Origin of the sequence: Sporanaerobacter sp. PP17-6a (assembly GCF_900095615.1) — a bacterium.
GTDB classification, from domain to species: domain Bacteria; phylum Bacillota; class Clostridia; order Tissierellales; family Acidilutibacteraceae; genus Acidilutibacter; species Acidilutibacter cellobiosedens.
This window is the reverse complement of record NZ_FMIF01000012.1, coordinates 127907-147706: the sequence shown is the minus strand read 5'-3', so window position 1 is coordinate 147706 and position 19800 is coordinate 127907. Positions and strand designations below refer to the sequence as shown.

The 19800-nt window shown below is 34.2% G+C and carries 20 protein-coding genes and 1 other annotated feature; of the genes, 2 read left to right on the top strand and 18 right to left on the bottom strand.

Features of this window, described 5'->3' with window-relative positions:
* Positions 1–194 precede the first annotated feature (194 nt).
* A complete protein-coding gene (locus PP176A_RS06175; RefSeq protein ID WP_071139578.1) occupies positions 195–1115 on the bottom strand; it encodes a helix-turn-helix domain-containing protein in 921 nt (306 codons plus the stop codon).
* A 312-nt stretch (positions 1116–1427) separates the two neighbouring features.
* Between PP176A_RS06175 and PP176A_RS06170 the strand changes: the two genes are divergently transcribed.
* The gene (locus tag PP176A_RS06170) at positions 1428–3209 is read left to right on the top strand and encodes a phosphoenolpyruvate carboxykinase (GTP) (RefSeq protein WP_071139577.1); all 1782 of its coding nucleotides are present in this window, start codon (positions 1428–1430) and stop codon (positions 3207–3209) included.
* Between the two features lie 41 nt (positions 3210–3250).
* Here PP176A_RS06170 and PP176A_RS06165 read toward each other — a convergent pair whose 3' ends face one another.
* The gene (locus PP176A_RS06165; RefSeq protein WP_159429043.1) at positions 3251–3466 is read right to left on the bottom strand and encodes a hypothetical protein; all 216 of its coding nucleotides are present in this window, start codon (positions 3464–3466) and stop codon (positions 3251–3253) included.
* A gap of 135 nt (positions 3467–3601) precedes the next feature.
* On the opposite strand from PP176A_RS06165, the gene PP176A_RS06160 reads away from it, so the two are divergent.
* Positions 3602–3964 carry a helix-turn-helix domain-containing protein gene (locus PP176A_RS06160; RefSeq protein WP_071139575.1) on the top strand — a complete coding sequence of 121 codons (363 nt, stop codon included), beginning with the start codon at positions 3602–3604 and terminating at the stop codon, positions 3962–3964.
* 21 nt (positions 3965–3985) lie between these two features.
* Here PP176A_RS06160 and PP176A_RS16195 read toward each other — a convergent pair whose 3' ends face one another.
* The 16 genes from PP176A_RS16195 to PP176A_RS06090 all read right to left on the bottom strand — a co-directional run bounded on the left by PP176A_RS16195 (position 3986) and on the right by PP176A_RS06090 (position 19713).
* Positions 3986–4162: a hypothetical protein gene (locus PP176A_RS16195; protein ID WP_159429042.1), complete on the bottom strand. Its 177-nt coding sequence runs from the start codon at positions 4160–4162 to the stop codon at positions 3986–3988.
* Between the two features lie 140 nt (positions 4163–4302).
* Positions 4303–4887 carry a serine O-acetyltransferase EpsC gene (gene epsC / locus PP176A_RS06155; RefSeq protein ID WP_071139574.1) on the bottom strand — a complete coding sequence of 195 codons (585 nt, stop codon included), beginning with the start codon at positions 4885–4887 and terminating at the stop codon, positions 4303–4305.
* Between the two features lie 50 nt (positions 4888–4937).
* Positions 4938–5168: a binding site (T-box leader), on the bottom strand.
* Positions 5169–5226: 58 nt separating this feature from the next.
* Entirely contained in the window at positions 5227–6768 is a 1542-nt protein-coding gene (murJ, locus tag PP176A_RS06150; RefSeq protein WP_234958849.1) for a murein biosynthesis integral membrane protein MurJ, read from the bottom strand.
* A 115-nt stretch (positions 6769–6883) separates the two neighbouring features.
* Positions 6884–7768 (bottom strand): S-layer homology domain-containing protein, encoded by an 885-nt coding sequence (locus PP176A_RS06145; protein WP_071139572.1) that lies wholly within the window; start codon positions 7766–7768, stop codon positions 6884–6886.
* A 339-nt stretch (positions 7769–8107) separates the two neighbouring features.
* Positions 8108–9277: an iron-containing alcohol dehydrogenase gene (locus PP176A_RS06140; RefSeq protein ID WP_071139571.1), complete on the bottom strand. Its 1170-nt coding sequence runs from the start codon at positions 9275–9277 to the stop codon at positions 8108–8110.
* A 4-nt stretch (positions 9278–9281) separates the two neighbouring features.
* Positions 9282–10442: an iron-containing alcohol dehydrogenase gene (locus PP176A_RS06135; RefSeq protein ID WP_071139570.1), complete on the bottom strand. Its 1161-nt coding sequence runs from the start codon at positions 10440–10442 to the stop codon at positions 9282–9284.
* Positions 10443–10561: 119 nt separating this feature from the next.
* On the bottom strand, positions 10562–11605 hold the full coding sequence (locus tag PP176A_RS06130) for a zinc-dependent alcohol dehydrogenase (protein WP_234958844.1): 1044 nt from the start codon (positions 11603–11605) through the stop codon (positions 10562–10564).
* Between the two features lie 29 nt (positions 11606–11634).
* On the bottom strand, positions 11635–11844 hold the full coding sequence (locus PP176A_RS15855; protein WP_083381824.1) for an SIS domain-containing protein: 210 nt from the start codon (positions 11842–11844) through the stop codon (positions 11635–11637).
* On the bottom strand, positions 11845–12195 hold the full coding sequence (locus tag PP176A_RS15850) for a D-sedoheptulose-7-phosphate isomerase (protein WP_083381823.1): 351 nt from the start codon (positions 12193–12195) through the stop codon (positions 11845–11847).
* A 14-nt stretch (positions 12196–12209) separates the two neighbouring features.
* Positions 12210–13130: a DMT family transporter gene (locus PP176A_RS06120; RefSeq protein WP_071139569.1), complete on the bottom strand. Its 921-nt coding sequence runs from the start codon at positions 13128–13130 to the stop codon at positions 12210–12212.
* Positions 13131–13201: 71 nt separating this feature from the next.
* Positions 13202–13984 carry a class I fructose-bisphosphate aldolase gene (locus tag PP176A_RS06115; protein ID WP_071139568.1) on the bottom strand — a complete coding sequence of 261 codons (783 nt, stop codon included), beginning with the start codon at positions 13982–13984 and terminating at the stop codon, positions 13202–13204.
* 18 nt (positions 13985–14002) lie between these two features.
* On the bottom strand, positions 14003–14848 hold the full coding sequence (locus PP176A_RS06110) for a PTS system mannose/fructose/sorbose family transporter subunit IID (protein ID WP_200796059.1): 846 nt from the start codon (positions 14846–14848) through the stop codon (positions 14003–14005).
* Complete coding sequence (locus tag PP176A_RS06105; protein WP_071139567.1) at positions 14838–15596, bottom strand: PTS mannose/fructose/sorbose/N-acetylgalactosamine transporter subunit IIC; 759 nt, start codon at positions 15594–15596, stop codon at positions 14838–14840. The genes PP176A_RS06110 and PP176A_RS06105 overlap by 11 nt, the downstream gene beginning before the upstream one ends.
* Positions 15597–15626: 30 nt before the next feature.
* Positions 15627–16106 (bottom strand): PTS system mannose/fructose/N-acetylgalactosamine-transporter subunit IIB, encoded by a 480-nt coding sequence (locus PP176A_RS06100; RefSeq protein WP_071139566.1) that lies wholly within the window; start codon positions 16104–16106, stop codon positions 15627–15629.
* Between the two features lie 94 nt (positions 16107–16200).
* On the bottom strand, positions 16201–16605 hold the full coding sequence (locus PP176A_RS06095; RefSeq protein WP_071139565.1) for a PTS sugar transporter subunit IIA: 405 nt from the start codon (positions 16603–16605) through the stop codon (positions 16201–16203).
* 231 nt (positions 16606–16836) lie between these two features.
* The gene (locus PP176A_RS06090) at positions 16837–19713 is read right to left on the bottom strand and encodes a sigma 54-interacting transcriptional regulator (protein WP_071139564.1); all 2877 of its coding nucleotides are present in this window, start codon (positions 19711–19713) and stop codon (positions 16837–16839) included.
* Positions 19714–19800: the final 87 nt, after the last annotated feature.

Below are 19800 nucleotides of genomic sequence, written 5' to 3'. Positions count from 1 at the left end.
CAACCCACTTTGAAGCGGTATTTTCATAATTTTACAACTACTTTTTAACCAAAATAATCTGGAACAATTAATTTCATTTACGGTTTCAGATTACACCACAGCTACACAATAAAAAACAGCCTGAACCCTAATATTTACACAGGATGCAGACTATTTCTTACTTCTGACGCAAAAGCCGGGTTATAAAAAATCTGTCAGAAAATTTTTTCAATGTCAGATATATCCTCATAGTCATTCATTATAATATTTTTAAGTTTATCATGTCCGAAAGCTTCGCATAAAATAATGGAAGTATTAAAGGATTCGATGTATTCTTTTTTATTCAAAATATATTCGGCAACTCCTTTTACATAATATAACACGTCTAAATTATTTAGATTCCTTGATTTTTGACAAGCCTTAATACCTGCAGAAGAAAATTCCAAAGCTTTTTTAAAATCCTTGTCTTTTACACAAATTCTTGCCAAATTCCAACATATTTTAGGATATACCTCATCATTGGAATCTGCCGCTTTAAAACAGAATTCCATCATTTCACGGTGTTTTTCTTTATTATCCGATAAATATAATACGGAAGAAATATTCATGAGTATTCTTATTTCCATGGAAGAATATACAAGTGATTTATAATTACTTAAATTAAATTTTGGGTTGGTTATTTTCATTGCTTTAATCAATTTATCAAAAACTTCATTACTATCATCACCCTTATCATTATATAAAATAGCAGCTTCGGTAATGAGGCTTAGCTGTGTGATAAGATTCTTATAATATATGTTATGTATATAGTTTAAAAGTGTATTTAACTCTTTAAGCTCGTTATTCATTGTATCAAAATCATTTGCATCAAATTTTGTCTCTAATCTGTTTTTAATTTCATAAAAATAAGAATAATTATATACTCTGTATTTTAAAAACAGAGTATTCAAGTCTGTTTTATATATAGATGATAAAAGGTCCAGGGTTTCAAATTTCGGTATAACCTTGCCGCCTTCAATTCTTCTGATGGTTTCAATATTTATTCCTGATAACTCCGAGACATTATTTTGAGTTAGTGATAATTTCTTCCTTATTTTTCTGAGAGTTTCACCGAATGAAACAAGATATGTATTCATATTTATATCCTCTCCTAAGAAAAATGTCTATATTGCTGACATGAACCTCCACATAAATTTTGACAATCTTAATTCTTTTTAATATTTATATTAAGAATAGTTTATTATTTTCGACTTGTCAATGCCTTTCTTGCCTACAATTTACCCATCTTTTATATTAAAAAATTTTAAATTTCAATTTTTTTGATGCTTTTAACATTTAGTTTCATGTGTTAGAATTTGATATGGAAAGAAGCTTCCATTATATAGTATATACTATTTCTGAAATGTGATATAATAAATAATAAGATAATCAATAAGGGGGATGTTTCAATGTATTCTAACAATGAAGTTGATAATTGGGTTAAGGAAATGGCTGCATTAGCAAATCCAAAGGATATTGTATGGATAGATGGCTCTATATCCCAAAGAAAGCGTTTAATAAATGAGTGTTTAAAAAGCGGAGAATTGATTGAACTTAATCAAGACAAACTTCCAGGTTGCTATTATCATAGATCTGACATCAATGATGTTGCCCGTGTTGAAAAATGTACATTCATATGCACAAAATCAAAAAAAGATGTAGGCCCTACAAATAATTGGATGGATTCCGAAGAAGCTTATAAAAAATTAACAAACTTATTTAGAAATTCCATGGAAGGTAGAACTATGTATGTTATACCGTATTTGATGGGCCCTTCCGACTCTCCCTTCAGCAAAGTGGGAATAGAATTAACAGACAGTAAATATGTTGTTTTAAGCATGGAAATAATGACAAAAACCGGAAGTATTGCAATGGATACCTTGAAGAATTCGCCTGATTTTGTTAAAGGACTTCATTCAAAAGGAAATTTAGATCCACAAAATCGTTATATCTGTCATTTCCCCGAAGATAAAACCATTTGGAGTATAGGCTCGGATTATGGAGGAAATGCTTTATTAGGGAAAAAATGTTTTGCTCTTCGCATTGGAAGTTATATAGGTTATCATGAAGGATGGATGGCAGAACATATGCTTATTATGGGAATAGAAAATCCTCAAGGAGAAATTTCATATATAGCAGCAGCTTTTCCGAGTGCCTGCGGAAAAACAAATCTCGCAATGCTCATTCCCCCTGACATATTTAAGGGATATAAGGTTTGGACTGTGGGAGATGATATCGCATGGATGAGAATCGGAGAAGACGGGAGACTATGGGCTGTCAATCCTGAAGCTGGATTTTTCGGAGTTGTTCCCGGAACAAGTATGAAATCAAATCCAAATGCAATGATGACCATAAAAAAGAATACCATATTTACCAATGTGGTTCTTACCGAAGACAAAGATGTCTGGTGGGAAGGAATAAATCTTTCTGCTCCCGAAAAAGCCACCGATTGGAAAGGAAATCCTTGGTCGCCGGAAAGCGGAGAAAAGGGCGCTCATCCAAATTCAAGATTTACTGCCCCCGCGAAGCAATGTCCGTGTATTTCTCCCGAATGGCAAAATCCCAAAGGAGTCCCGATCTCTGCAATAATATTTGGAGGAAGGCGTGCCAAAACCGCCCCGTTGGTATATCAATCCTTTGATTGGGAACATGGAGTATTTGTCGGCGCAACTATGGCTTCGGAAACGACTGCGGCAAGTACAGGAGACGTAGGAGTCGTAAGAAGAGATCCTATGGCTATGCTTCCTTTCTGTGGATACAATATGGGAAATTATTTTTCTCACTGGTTGGAAATGGGTAAAAGGATAAGTAAACCTCCTCTTATATTCAATGTAAATTGGTTCCGTACCGACGATGAAGGTAATTTCATATGGCCTGGATTCAGAGACAATTTCCGAGTACTTCTTTGGATTCTCAATCGATGTAAAGGAAAGGTGGACGCTATAAAATCCCCTATCGGATATCTTCCGAAGGCAAAAGATATCAATATATCCGGAATTGAAAACAAACTTTCGGAAAAAACCCTCGAGAGTCTCTTAAGTATCAATAAGGAGGCTTGGGATAAGGAAATAAAAGATCAGGCCGCATGGTTTGAAAAATTCGATACTTTACCTGAGGAAATTAAAAATCAATACAAATTATTGGTTGAAAGACTGGAAGCCAACTTGGCTACAGCAACATCGGCTAAATAAATCAAATAGAAAAATAAGCCACATATTTATAATATCGTGGCTTATTTTTGATGTGCCGCCATTTTGCATTTTTTTATTATATCTACATATATATTCAATCTTTCTAAGAACTCCTTATAGGTCACATCCTTACCAAATATAAAATTATTATATACCAAATCCCTTCCTACTATTTCTAAAGCGGAAACTATTTCATCTTCCGATACTCCTTCTATATCTATATCATCTTTTATCAGTTCACTAACTAAGCATTCCATATTTTCCCTCCTTTTTGTCTCATTCAATATTTTATTATATACAATTATATCTATATAATCAACAATATCTTCTTTTTGTTGCATATAGTTCAATACTATCATTTCCCATGGTAATATGGTTTTGAGGTGAATTTTATGGCTTTTTGCGACAGACTAAAAAATTTAAGAGACGAAAAGGGTTTATCTCAGGTTGAGTTAGCCAAAATACTTAATATCAGCAGGCAATCTGTGGGCAACTATGAAAACGGGTTAAGATTTCCCAACGACGAAAAACTCATTATTAAAATAGCTGATTATTTTAATGTTTCTATAGATTATCTTTTTGGAAAGACAAATATAAGAAATTTTAATATAATTATAAAAGAAGACGAAGAAACATATTGCAAGAAGAATTCAGCTCTTGAAAATTTGTTTTATGAGCTTGACAAACTCTCTCCCGAAACTATAAAGAAAATCACCTATACAATTAAATTGTTCAATAAAAAAAATACCGATTGAAACCTTAGCGTTATTTTTATCTTATTTCGTCAAGTTTAACCTCTTTTTCAAGTCTTCTAAAAAAATTTCGTATGTTACATCATTTCCAAATAAGAAATAATTATATACCATATCTTTTCCTACCTTTTCTAAGGCAGCATTTAAGTCTTCAGATGATACTTCCTTTAAATTCAATTTCTGTTTTATTATTCTATTCATTTCATCCTCCTTAAGTATATTATTAAGTATAGTTTATCAAATAAACTTGCATTATATATATAATTGTCATAATTGTCACAAAAAAATTTCCTTTTATACTTTTTTAAAATATAAAAGGAAATTTGTAACTAAACCTATAATTAAATTATATACTCGCATGTATCTTCTTCATCTTTAAGAAATCCTATATTAGTGACCTCTCTCACTTTTATTTTATTTCTCTTAACTATTCTCCCCGGAATTCCAACCACCGTTGAATAGGGAGGTACATCTTTTAATACCACCGCATTTGCGCCTATTTTAGAACCCTTCCCTATGACAATAGGCCCCAATATCTTAGCTCCCGCTCCAATCATCACATCATCTTCTACCGTAGGATGCCTTTTTATTTCCTTTTCATTTCCCGTCGCCCCCAGAGTAGCTCCGTGATACATCGTCACATTATTCCCCACTTCGGCAGTTTCTCCTATTACTACTCCCATTCCATGATCTATAAAAAGTCCATTCCCTATTTTAGCCCCCGGATGGATCTCAATCCCGGTTTTTCTCCTTGCCTTTTTGGAAATCATATTAGCCAGTATATATCTCTTTTTCAAATACAGTTTATGTGCAATATGATACATAACAATAGCATAAAGTGAAGGATAACATATTATTACTTCAAATAAATTTTTGGCCGCCGGATCTTTGTTCAATATATTTTTTGCTTCATCTATTAGCAGCATAATTCTCACTCCTCTAAAATTAAAATAAAAAAACCTCTCCCTCCATATAATTCAGAGGCAAAAGGTTCACTTTCACGGTTCCACTCTGTTTAGAACAAATCCATCTCTTTCGGGCACATTCATACCCTATTTCTATAACGGGAAATACCGTTTAAGCCTACTTATTCTTCGGTTAAAAACTCCTTGGTGCACTTCAAATGCAAATTCCATGGATTTCTTCCACCAATGAAACCCTCTCTATAATGGTTTAAACATTCTACTTACCAATTCATAGTCTTTTACTCGGATTTAATGATTTATATTTATTATATTATACTAAAGCCAAAAATGCAACTCCATTTATCTGTTTTTTAATCTGTTAATCAATGTTTTCATTTCACTGACTTTTAATACTGTGCACAATATCATATATACAATTATCGCCATTCCCACTGATAAAAAGAGGCGAAGAAATTGAGACATCGTTGTATCTGAAACAAATTTCCCCAATCCTGAATATATTCCCCAGGATGCAACTCCCATAATAACAGATGCTAAAAAGACTTTAACAAAACATGTAAAATATCGTGTAAGTCCAATTCTCCCTATCTTCCTTCTAAGTTGAAAAAATAAAAGTATGGAAGTAACGGTTGCAGAAATACTTGCAGATAAGGCAAGTCCGGAATGAGCCATATATTTTATAAGTATAAGGTTCAAGATAATATTCAATCCCACGGAAACCATTCCATTAATCATAGGGGTAATCATATCCTGCAGGGAATAGTATACTCTCGTCGCCATAGTTCTCAAAGATAAACCCAGTAGTCCGAAAGAATAACACACAAGGGCCTGAGAAGTCATCAAAGTTGCCCTTTCGCCAAATGCTCCCCTCTGGAAAAACAATTTTACTGCCGGCTGAGCAAATATTATTATTCCTATGGTTGACGGAACCGTAATTATAATAATTATATTTATTCCTTCGGCCATTATTTCCTTTACCTCTTTCATCTTTCCGTTATTAAAAGCATTTGAAAGCATAGGAAAAACTGCCGTAGCTATTGCCACTGCAAAAGCGCTTACAAATATGTCGCTAACCCTTGATGCATAGTTCAAGGCTGAAATGCTTCCGGCCCTGAGACTTGAAGCTAAAGTCTTATTAACAATAGTATTTATCTGATCTATAGACGAACCTATCAGCACGGGTATTGTTAAAATAATAGATTTATAAAGGTACTTATCCTTTAAATCAAATTGAAAGGACCATTTGTATCCTGATTTCTTAGTTGAAGGCACAAGGACTAACCATTGAACAAATATGGCTATAATCCCTGTTGCCATAAGCCCTTCTATTCCGAATTTATAAGAAAATAAAAATAAAAATATAATATATATAATATTAAAAGGAATGCCATTGGCTGCGGGAGCAAAAAACTTTTCGTCGGATTGAAGAAATCCCGAATACACATAATTAAGTCCTAAAAATATTATTATTGGGACTCCTATCCGATTAAGTTTTACCGCAAGGTCAAATTGTTCCCCTTTAAATCCTTTTGCAAGTATACTAATAGTAAAAGGGGATAAAAAATATCCTACAACTGCAAGGATTATGGTTATAAAAAAAATGACATTTACCACATTGTTCATGTACTTAAGTTTTTCTTTTCTGCCCATTTTCCCCTCTATTTCAGAAAAAATGGGTATCAAGGTAGTATCCAATGCATCCCCTACAATACTCATGATTATAACTGTTGCTGTCATGGATACAACGTATGTATCTGTTTCCCATCCGGACCCAAATTTAGAAGCCACGATCATTTCCCTTATAAAACCTAAAAATTTACTTATAAGAGTAAATATGGCAATAATTGCTGCTGACTTTGCTGCTTTTTTGGTGCCTCTCACTTTTTTGACCCCCGATCCAATATTAAAAGGCCATAACATACATAAAAGTATGTATTTGACCTTTTTTTTAAAACTTATTATTAAAAAACATAAAACTGTTTATACGTCACAAATTTTAATATTTAACTAATTTGCTTTTACCAAAAGCCGTTTCGGTAATTCCGTTTGCTACTTTAAAATTGTAAGGAGGATCCCCTATATCCTTTTTATCAATTTCTATAACTATAGTATTATAAACAATGACCTGCGGAACAACTGCACCTGCTTTTGGCGGTTTAACAGCTAATTCTATGCGAAATACTCCTTCATTTTCTTCTACTATTTTGTTTACAGTCATAGAATATCCGGGAGTAGGAAATGTCTTTATCAATGTAACTTCCACCTTATCTTCAAGTTCTTTTACCTTTACGGATTCCGAGCCATTATAGCTTTGATATGAGGAAATAATCTTAAATGGAATACCTCTCATAGGTACCAACACTCCTTTCACTCTCTGAAGCAATATGATGCATTCTGCCTGAGTAACACTGCCATCCGGATTGAAAACATCTTTTGACCTGCCGTTCATTATTCCCTTATCATATAATGTGTAAACAGAATATCTTTCTTCATCAGTTAAATTGTTCACGTCCTTAAAAGGCGTTTTACCTTCATTGTCTTGCTGAAGTATTTTATTGTATACAAGCTCTTGTGCTATAATATAAGCAACATTCCTTCTACTCATGTCATTTTCTGTCTTTAATTCCTTATATGTATATCCATAATCTTTGAGCAGAAGCTTAAATGAAGATATAAAATCATCTTTCTCCATAGGTTTGTCGGGATCTAATTTTTCATAGTTATTTTCTACTAAATAAGGAAAATATATTTCCACGAAAGTTTCTTCGATTTCATTATTACACCAATGGTCGTCCAACACATCTTTCATATCAGCAAACACATTCAGGCTTACGGAAAAAATCAAAACCAAAATGATAGTAAAGCTAATTACCCTTTTCAAACCAATCACTCCCCTTTTTATAATCCATAGGAAAATCCTATTTTCATTAATTTATATTTTCCGTAAATGGATTTCAAGAAAGACTTCCTTAATTTATGTGCTTCAATAGAAGCCTTTTTTATAATTATATAACATCAACTCATTTATTTCACCAACTTTTTTGATATTTAAAAATTCAAAAACAGTCCTATTTTTAATAATATACCCTAATATAACAGGAGAAAAACAGAAAATTTTCAATTTATATCAATAAAAAAATTAAAAAAGCCAAGGGAACGTTTTAAAAGGGGTGGGATTTCACACAAACGTCTCCTTGGCATATTCAACTTTATTTAGTTATTATAGTGCTCTTCTATATATTTCCAAAGTATCTTCATAATTTAACGGAACAAAGGAACCTATTGTACCTCCTTGATAATCTGTAGCTTTTTTGGCCATATTCTCCAAATTTTCTTCTCCTATTCCTACCTCTCTTAATGTAGACGGAAGCCCTAAAGAAATGAAATATTCTCTGGTTTTCTCTATTGCCCCACGGGCTATCCCATATTTATCATTTTCTTTATCAATATCCCATACATTTATTCCATATTCAGCAAATTTATCAACAGTTTCATCATTTAAAACATACTCCATCCAATAAGGTGTAAGTATCGCCAGGCCTATCCCATGAGTAATATCATAATAAGCACTTAATTCATGTTGTATAGGATGAACGCTCCACATAGACTCCTTTCCATAGCTTAAAAGCCCATTTATGGCAAGACTTGAAGACCACATGAGATTTGCCCTTGCTTCATAGTTTTTCGGTTCCTTTACTGCCACTATTCCATATTTAATGCAAGTCTTTAAAATAGCTTCCGCCATTCTGTCCTGTAAATATGCTCCTTCCGTTCTGCTGAAATAAACTTCAAATATATGGCTCATTATATCGGCCGTTCCTGCTGCTGTCTGCCTCTGTGATACCGTAAAAGTATAAGCAGGGTCCAATATTGAAAACTTCGGAAACATATTATCATGAAACAAACCTAATTTTTGATTAGTTTCCAAATTACTTATTACGGCGTAATTATCCATTTCCGAACCGGTAGCAGCTATAGTCGACACTGTACCTATAGGAAGTACCTTTTCTATTTTTCCCTTCCCTATTACAAGATCCCAAGGATCTCCATCGTAATAATACCCTGCTCCTATAGTCTTAGCACAATCTATTATGCTTCCCCCTCCTACCGGAAGTAAAAAATCTATCTTATTTTCTCTGCAGATTTTTATGCCTTCTCTGACGCTGTCTATTCTCGGATTAGGTTTTACACCATTTAGTTCCCAGAACGGTATATCCTCTCCCTTTAATTGATCTATAACTTCGTCATAGACACCGTTTTTCTTTATGCTTTCTCCTCCATATACCAAAAGTACCTTTGTTCCGTATTTTTTTATTTCTTTTCCCAAGACTTTAATCTGACCATTACCGAAAAAAATCTTTGTAGGTATAGAATAATTAAAATTTAGCATTGGATCATCTCCTTCCATAATAAGCTTCTGACATGAACAGTTCCGCTTCATCATAAGTTGGGATCTTTGGGGCAAATCCCAGTCCGCCTGAATTCATTCCCGAATAAACTGCTTCTTTCATGGCTTCTAAATAATCTTTTTCATTTATATTCATCTTGCCGAAGCATTCCGGTATTCCAATGGATTTATTTAATTCTATTATCTTTTCAGATAAGAATTTTCCGCTGCTTTCCGGTCCTTCCTTATATCCGAAAATTTCCCCTAATTCTTTATAGAAGGGATGATCTCCAATAAACTCTACTGTATAAGGTAGAAGTACTGCACAGGTCAATCCATGGGGTATATTAAGTTTCGGCCCTATTTGATCAAAAGTATGAGCAAGTCCTGTTCCTGAATTATTTATAGCTACTCCTGACAAATAAGAAGCCAACTGGATTCTTCCCCTTGCTTCCTTAAATTTTTCCGTTCCCGGATTTTCATTGACCGATATTGGAAGATATTTAAATATATCTAAAATAGCAGTTAATGCAATTCTTTGAACTAAGGGATTATTTGCTTTATTGACTCCGGCCTCAAGAGAATGAGTGAATGCATCCATTCCGCTGTTTGCGGCTACATGATTAGGCATAGTACATACCAGCTCATCATCCAATATACATAAAGAAGGTATAATATTTTGACTTATTATTAACCTCTTCTCTTGAATTTCTTCCTCTACCATTACAGCACAAGATGTAGTTTCCGAACCGGTTCCACTTGTAGTCGGGACTGCTATTAATCTTGCCTTATTCCCTAAAACCGGTACCGGATTTGGTAAAAGAACATCTTCCCACTTAAGGTCCGGGTATTCATAAAATATCCATAAAGCCTTAGCACTGTCAATTACCGAGCCGCCACCTAAAGCTAATATACAATCCGGTTTAAAATTCATCACGTTCTTTAAGGGTTGGACAATGTCACCCATAGAGGGTTCATTTTTTATATTAGCAACTACTTTGCTTTCTTTCCCTGATTTTTTTAAATCACTGATTATATCATCTATTATATTCTGTTGACTTCTTCCTCCCATTACAATTGCAATGCGTTTTTCTTCAATATCGTTCAGATATTTTAAAGCATTTTCTCCCAAAATAGTATTGGCGCTATTAAAAGTTTTAAAATTCATGACTCCACCTCATCATTTAATCCTTTTATTTTATTTATATATATAATAAAATATATAGTAGTCTGTTTTTTATTTTTGTAAGATTAGATGAATTTCTTCATCTAATCTTACAATCCTTTTTATTCCTGAGTAACTATTATTCTGTAAGAATCCGGTCTAACAGCATGTTCAAATGCTTTTTGGGCTTCCTCTAAAGGATACTTAGCGGAGATTAATTTTTCCGGATTTATCAGTTTCTTGGACAATAATATTGATGATGTTTGGAAAGATTCAATAGTCGGACTTACAGCTCCTATAATTTCTACCTGTGTGCTATGAATCCAATTAGGACTCACTTCTATAGGCTTATCCGGATGAATAGAACTGTACATTATGACTCTGCCCGATTTGCCCGTCGCTTTTATTGCTTGTCCAGCAACTGCGGCAATTGCAGTAGTATTAAATACCACATCTGCTCCTCTTCCTTCTGTTAAGCTCTTAACCTTTTCTATTAAATCCTCTTTAGTCGGATCAAACGTTATGTCTGCTCCAATTTCTTTTGCTAATTTTCTTCTGTTTTCATCCGGTTCGCTTACTATTGTTCTTGCTCCCTTTAATTTGCTTACCATCACATGAAGCAATCCCATTATGCCTGCTCCTATAATAACCACATCATTTCCAAGTTCTATTTTGCTTCGTTCAACACTGTTTACTACGCAAGCCAAGGGTTCAGTAAATGCTCCATATTCGAAAGGTAAATCATCAGGAAGTTTAAATAATTCTCTCGGAGTGGCAACCAAATATTCTCCCAGTCCGCCTGGGCCCCAGATTTCCTTGTTTGGATCTTTGCCCGGTTTTCCTATACATAAATTTTCTTCTCCTTGTCTGCAGTAATAACAGCTTCCGCATGAATATAAAGCTCTGACCGCAACTTTCTGACCTATTTTATATTCTTTTTCATCTATTCCTTCTCCAATTTCTTCAACAACGCCACTTATTTCATGCCCTCCAAGAAAAGGAAGCTTCATATCAATTACTCCTAAAAAAGCTCTTTGTTCCCAAGTACATAAAGCATTGGCCTTAATATTTACTAAAACTTCGCCTTTGCCTGGCTGAGGTTTTTTTATTTCCAGTATCTCTGCCTTTTTCTTACCGGTTATAACCGCTGCTTTCATTTTTTCCATAATAAAATTACCTCCTCGTCAATTAGAAATCAATCAATTGTTTTACATAATATTGAATTAATCTCTGCCATAATATCCTCTATAAATGTGGGATTACCGCTGGGTATCCTTATTATACAGTGGCATATATCTTTTAACCTGCCGCCGCTTTCTCCGGTGATCCCAAGAGTTTTCGCTCCAATTTCCTTAGCTTTTTCCACAGCATTTAATACATTCAAAGAATTTCCGCTTGCTGTCAATCATATAACCAAATCTCCTTCTTTTACGTAAACCTCAACCTGTTTTTTATAAATATTTTCAAACCCATAATCATTACATAGTGCCGTAATCAATGAAGCATCTGAAGAAAGAGAAATTACCGGCCTACTTGGCTTTCCCGATTTAAACCTTCCTATAAACGCCGATGCCATCTGCTGGGCAACTCCTGCACATCCGCCATTTCCAAAGACAAACACTTTATTTCCTCTTTCAAATGTTTCTTCAAATTCATTTATTAACCCCATTATGTCTTTGGAAAGAGTACTTTTAGTTTTTTCTAAGACTTCTATATTTTCCTCCAATGTTAAGAGTATAAACTTTTCATTATCCATATTTACCTCCCGCCTTAAACTGCTCTCTTCCTTTGAACTATATACACACCGGCCATTATCAACAAAATCCCAAATATCATTAAGCCGTTTATTTCCTCTTTCAAAAAAATTGCGGCCAGCAATGGTGCTATGGCAGTCTGCAGAGAACCAATTGTTGTCACAATGGCTGCTTGTGTAAAGACCATAGCCTTTGTCAAAGCTATAATTGCTACGGCACAAAATATACCGGTTAGCATTAGCTTTAAAAATGTAAGCAGACCAACTGTAAAATAGAAATTCATATTTCCATTAAGAATTACTAATACAAAAAGTATCAATTGAGCTGACGTCAAACTGTAAAACATTACGGTCCACTCCGACAATTTCTCTCTTGTAAGCAAATATCTTTGAATTAATCCTCCTATTGCGAAACTTACTGCAGTAATTAAAGATAGAATTATCGATAAATTTAAATTTTCAATATATATATTGGAACTACTTTTACCTAAGGTTAATACAACTGTTCCTAATACACTAATTACCATTCCTATAATCATAGGAATATTTATTATTTCCCTTAGGAAAAAATAAGCCAATATTGAAATCCATATTGCCTGAGTTCCCATTATAGGTGTTGAAATAATTACTCCTCCATATTTCAATGCTGAAATCAAAGTGGCATTTCCTAACACGTGAAAAAAAATACCAAGGAGAATAAGAAACAAAAAAGCGTTTAGAGAAATCTTCTCCCTTTTAAACTCTGTATTCTCACCATGTTTTCCTTTTATATAAATTATAGTAGCAATTATCCAGATAGGTAAAGATTTAAGGGCAACTCCCACGTATAGAGGAGCCTCTGCCATGGTCCATGCCTGAACTACGTTTGATAATGCATAAGAAACTGCAGACACTAAGGATAATGATTCTCCCATTCCTATTTTAGATTTTACAATCATTGATTAATCTCCTAAAAATAATTTATAATATTACCAGATCATGAAGGGAATCTTGCGGATCCCCTTCTTTTTTATATCATTTTTACTGCTTTTTCTACTGTAACATTTTCGTGAACAATAGCGGCTATTGCAGCACATATTTTATCCGGATTCGGATGTTTCCAAATATTTCGGCCTATTATCACACCGCTTGCTCCTGCTTCCAATGAGTCCTTAATCATTTGGAACAAATCTTTTTCTTTCTTTGAAACTCCTCCGCCAAGAACTAATACCGGTTTATAACAACCTTCTACTACCTTTTTAAAGGATTCCTTGTCTCCCGAATAAGCGGTTTTAATATAATCGGCACCTAATTCTGCTCCTATTCTGCAGGCAAAAGCCAAATTGTCTCCTGTCCTGGAATCTTCTGCGGGTTCAAATCCTCGCGGAAGCATTTCCGCTCCAATAGGTAAGTTATATTTATTGGCTTCGTTTATGAGTTTTGCTAAACCCTTTAGAGTTATGTCTTCATTTGACGCTCCCGGAAATCCCATTGCCAGCATTGAATCTGCTCCGATTTTTATAGCATTTTCCACCTGATAAATTATTTCCATACTTTTATCTGTCGATTTAGCTAATTGGGATGTTCCTCCGTCTGCTCTCAAAATTAAACCGATATTGCCTATTTCTTTCTGAAAAGTAGTTGCTATGCCATAGCTTGTCAGTAAAGCGTCTATTCCTCCGGCAACAGCTTTTTTAATGATTTCTCCCGGATTATTCAGCTCCGGAAGAACACTCATGCCATTACCATGGTCCATAGCTAAAACTACGGCCCTGCCATCACTTTTGAATATATTATTCAGTCTTCTTTTCATCTTGTTACCTCCTATATGCTAAAATATTTTTATTAAACTTCCCACTGCTCCAATTAATATAAGATAAAGCATTATTTTTATTGGACTTTTGCCCTTTTCAAGTAACTTATATACACCCAAAGTTAGCAATAGAGGCAATAATCCCGGCATAATCTTATCAAAAAGGTCTGCTTGAAGAGCTACCTGTCCTTCTCCTATCTTCATTACCACGGAAGTCGACAAAGTTACATATTTCCCGGTAAGAGCACCTATTACAGTACATCCTAAAATTCCTGCTCCTTCAATAACATTATTGAATATTCCTTCTCCCAATATTTGTTCTACTGCACTTTTACCTAATTTATATCCTCTCATCCAAAGGGTATAGCTTATCCATATGATTATTGCAGATATAAGTACCGTATATAAAATCGGACCCATCAAATTCCCGTCTTTTGCTATACCAATTCCGAGAGCAAGAAGTATAGGAGTTATTACTCCCTGAGTTATTGTATCTCCTATTCCGGCTAATGGTCCCATTAGTCCGGTTTTAACGGAATTTATCGCTTCATCAGATATTTCTCCCACTCCATTTGCTCTTTCCTCTTCCATAGCTATTGTTATCCCATGAACCATTGTACCTACATTTGGTTCTGTATTAAAAAATGCTAAATGCCTTTTTAAAGCTGATGCCTTGTCCTCTTTCTTATCATAAAGTCTTTCAATTATTGGATTCATTGAATGAGCAAATCCTAAGGACTGCATTCTTTCATAGTTATAACAGGAATGGGAAAACATCATCCATCTTATCCAAGATTTCTTTAAATCCTTCTTTGTAACTTGTTTTCTTTTCATATCTTGGCTATTTAAAGTGTTATCTGACAACTTCGTTTCCCCCTTTCTTTAATTTCATATAGATGAAAGTCAATACAACTCCAAACAATCCTACAGCTATAATGTCTAATTTTAAATATACTGTCAGTAAAAATCCGAGAAAATAAAATACCCTATTATCTCCTTTAAAGATAGCTTTTAAGTTCATTGCAATTCCCAAAGCAGGCATCATTCCACCTATTACAATTAAACAATTTAATACGTTTGCACCCAAGAAATCAATTGCCGATTTTATAGCTGTCGGACCATATAAGGCCGCGAAGAATACCGGAAAGAAAGTTATGATAAACAAGAATATTTGAGGCGGAACTATATCCATAAAGGCTATTCCTTTAGTATTTCCTTCCTCCGCATACTGATCGGCTTTATGAACGAAAAGTGCATTTACAGTCATTTTCGCATACCAAATCAATGTCCCTAACAATCCTATAGGGACAGCCAACGCTACAGCCGCTTCCGGTTCTATTCCCGATGCTATCGCTATAGCCGTACCCAAAGTGCCTGCCAGGCACGGATCCCCCGGAAGTGCTCCCCCTGCGGATATAAAGCCAAGGTACATCAAGTTTATGGTAGCTCCTATCATTGTACCCAAAACAGGGTTTCCTAGTATTAATCCTACGAAAAATCCATTTACTAAAGGTCTGTACATAGTATAATAGCCTACTCCAAACAACCATGTTGAATTTCCAAGATAATAGACAAGTCCGATTAAGATAGCCTGAAAGATGCTGATTTGCATAAATTATCCCTCCTTTTTATTTTGCCCTATTTATTTAAAAGCCTTTTCTATAGGCATTGGGCGTTCATCAGGAACAATCTGAATAGTTACTTTAACTCCGTTTTTCAGAAGTCTTAAAAAAGTTTCCTTTTCTGATTCTGAAATAGATACATTTTTATAAAGCTTTTTTCTGCCAGGCGCAGCTCCCATTCCTCCAACAATGATTTCATTTATGTCTACACCTTCGTTAATAACTCTTTCTACGCTTTCGGGTACCTTTGCCAATATTACTATTCTTCCATTTGAATCCTGAAAATTTTTAAGATCATCTGCTGCCTCTTTGATATTATAAACGCTGACAGATATCCCCGGTGGTGCTGCCATCGTAAGCACTTTTTTCATGAAATCATCCTTTGCGACGACATCGTCTATAATTATTATTCTTGTAGCCTTAGTTTGTTTAACCCATGCGGTCATTACTTGTCCATGAATTAAACGATCATCAATCCTTGTTAATACAATATTTGCCATAAATATTCCGCTCCCTTTCCATTTAATTTAAACAGCATCAATTTAATATAGTAAATTTATGATTCAATCCCCCTTTGCAATATTCTATATAAAATTAACTTCTGGCCATAATTCCGTTTAAATCTTTAATACCTTCCTTCCCTGCATCAAAAACCTTTTCCGCTACAATATCGATATCATTACATTCGTCCCTCAAACAGAAAAGCTCTAAAAGCATAGGCAAATTAACTCCCGACAACGCCCTAAATTCTAAATTCTTCATATTTAATAGAGTAGCATTCGACGGACTGCCCCCAAAAACATCGGTTAATACAAGAGTTCCATCTCCTTCATCTAAAGAAATTATATTTTGATATATTTCCTTTTGTAATACTTCAACATTATCTCCGTAATTAAAGCTTATAGTGTTTATCTTTTCCTGTTTCCCCACTATCAGCTCCGCACTCTTAAGCAATTCCACACTAAAATTTCCATGAGTAACTATTAAAATCCCTATCATGTCTTCCCGCCTTTCCAATGCTATAAAAATTAATTAGATTTTTGATTTTACAGATTATAATTGCAATTTTAATACCAATTTGTATGTCAATTAAAGACTCCCTTAAGAAAAGGGATAAAATACACAAAAAATAAATTTAGAACCCTCAGTTAATAAAAGAGGATTCTAAATTAGGGGCTTCTGTGTTAATGTTTAAAATATATTTATATTCAAAATTTTATGGTAGAATATCTATGCCAACGTTTTCTTATGTGTGTCAAATAAATCTATTATATAACCTATTTCTGTGTCAGGAATTATTAGCCCAAAATATTGTTCTATGATTTTCATTGACTGTTTGATAATTTCATAATCTTTCCTTTCTTTCTGTATTAATTTTCTTACATTTTTATATACAAGGGGACTATCTATTAACAGCCTTTCAATCATACAACTGCAATGAATAATATAGCCGATTTTCATACTGTCATCTGCTTCAATATTTTGTTTATCTATTATATAGTCAAAAGTCTGTTTAACTATATCGTAGGCCTTAACAGGATTTAAGAACGTTAAGGTTCTTTCCAAAATTTTTATATAAATATCCTTCTCATTTTCAATAACTACTTTCTCTCCATCAGAGTAATAGGTTTGTATGTTTTTATTTTCGGAATGTTTATCTTCCAGTACTATTTTGTTTAATTTTTCTAAGCCTTCGCCTACTATTATTTCATCCACAGGGATAAACGGAATACCGGCCTCCGGATTTAAAGAACCCACTATGGCCAATATTCTCTTGGATTTGTTATTCAATTCCCTTACGCATTCATTAAATTCGCTCATTCCAATAGGAATCAGCTCTATTTTCTTATCCTTGATGATAGGCATGTTATTTTCTATTAAATTTGCTATTTTAATCGCGCATCCCTTTCCCGATATACATACGGTTATAACAACTTCCTGCTGAGCATTTAATTCTTCCACTATATTATCCACTACATTTCTGCCGATATAGGGACAGACCGAATCCATTTCTTTTATAAGCTTTTTCAAAGTCATATCGGGAGTCATACACTTTCTTACAACTTCTAAAGCTAAAGGGGTGGAAACCATTTCAAAAGAATAGGTGTTTATTCCGGTTTTTTGGGTTATTATCTCAGAAAACGCAGTTAAGCTTCCCATATCCACCAGAAGAACAACTCCCTTACCCTCATCTATATTTCTCACCATCTCTGCAGTTTTTCCCAAGATATCTTTGACCTTTGCATCTAAAGGCATATCTATGGCTCTGCAAACATTTACACCAAGAAGTTCATTAACTACTTTTGCTATACTTGTGGCAGTACTGTCGCCATGAGATAATACTATGCAGCCAATCTTCTTTCTGCTGCCGCTGCTCTGGGAAAGAGTCGCCAAAAACATAGTTAAAAATCCTGCTTCCTGAAAAGGAATATTGATATTTAACTCCTCTCCAACTATTTTTGTCATTATCTTCGCTATTTTAAACTCTTGGGGATTATTTAGTGTTATCTGCTCAACATCTTCACTGTAATCCAAGTTACCGTTTTGAATTTTTTCTATTAATGCACTAAAGTGAAGGGCTAAACCTATAATAATATTATCCTTGATTTTTCTATTCAATTTTTGTTCGGCAACACTCGCTGCATCTTTAACAGCATTGTATACTCTCGGGCTCACTATCTTGAACAATTCTTCTTTGTCCGGAATTCCCTTTTCCGTATCGGATTTGTTTAATAAATTTTTTAGATACTCCTCTACTTCGGAACTCAATATCTTATTTACATCTTCTAATGAATAGCCATCTTCCAGATATTTGTTGTATTTTTCGGCTAATCTTTGATATAAATTATCCGATATCTGATAATTATCTATTAAAGCAAATTTTTCTTTTTCATAATCCGTGAATATACTAAAATTGTCTGCTCCAAATTCCATTAAATTTACTATTTCGTTTCTTCTTTTTTCTCCATTAAGAAAACCATTGTAAATATAATCGGGAAGTATAGGAGTATCAATCTCTATTTCATTCTTGCCAAAGGTTTTGTATTCCAAGAATCCCCTGGCACATAAAAGCTGTATATCCGCTTTTAGTTGTCCTATATTCCCATGGCAATCATATAACAAAAGAGCTTCCATTACATTTTTATAGACCTTTATGGGAACTTGAACATTCCTTACTTCTTCTTTAAAAAAGCATTTTATAAGCTCATATCTTTCAGATATAGGTCTTTGGGACAAAGACGGTAGATTTATGAGCATTGGGATCCTTCTTAAAAAGGTTTTCAAAAGAGCCGAATTGATATCCTCCGTTGTCGCACCTATTATCAAAACATTTGCCTCTCTGAAAGTTTCGGTTTCTCCCAGTCTGCGGTATTTATTCTTATCCATCAGTATAAAAAGCATTTCCTGCCCTTCAGGAGTCAATCTATGGACTTCATCCAGCAGTATTATGCCTCCCTTTGCTCTTTCTATCAATCCTTCTTTATCCTTTTCCGCACCTGTAAAAGCACCTTTTACATGTCCAAAAAGCTGAGACAAAACAAGCTGTGGATTTTCTGCGTATTCTGCACAATTAAATACAACAAGCTGAGCATCTTCCTTTATTTTTCTTACGGACAGAGCGTACTTATACATCATTTCCGCAAAAGTAGTCTTCCCTACTCCTGTAGGTCCTGTAATCAAAGTATGAAGTCCTTTAGGAGGATAAAGCACCGCCGCCTTAGCCTGCTTAATCGCTAATTCCAAACTCCCCTTTGAGCCAATCATGTTGCTGAAAGGATCCTTTGAATCTTTATTATTATCCTTATTCGAAATAACATTCATAAAATCATCATAGGAACTGAAAATCGTATTTGTTGAAAAATTCTTGTTGAATAGATCTTCAACAATATGCCTGTCCATAAAATAAACAGGCCTTCCTGTAATTTTAATAATCTTTCCTTCTTTAATCAAACAGTTTAGTTCTCTGCTGACATTTGATCTGTCTATATTCGTCATTTCCGCGATTTCTTCAGCCTCATAACCTTTAAAGCCTTTTTTTATCTTTTCAATGGTTATATTTTCTGAAAGCAATACCAACGCATTATAAATCTTCTCTTTTCTTGTCATGTTTTCATCCTTTCCAAAGGTCTCATCAGATAGAAAATAAACAGCGGAATTATTAATTTTCCAACAAATAAATTGTTAGGCCCCAAA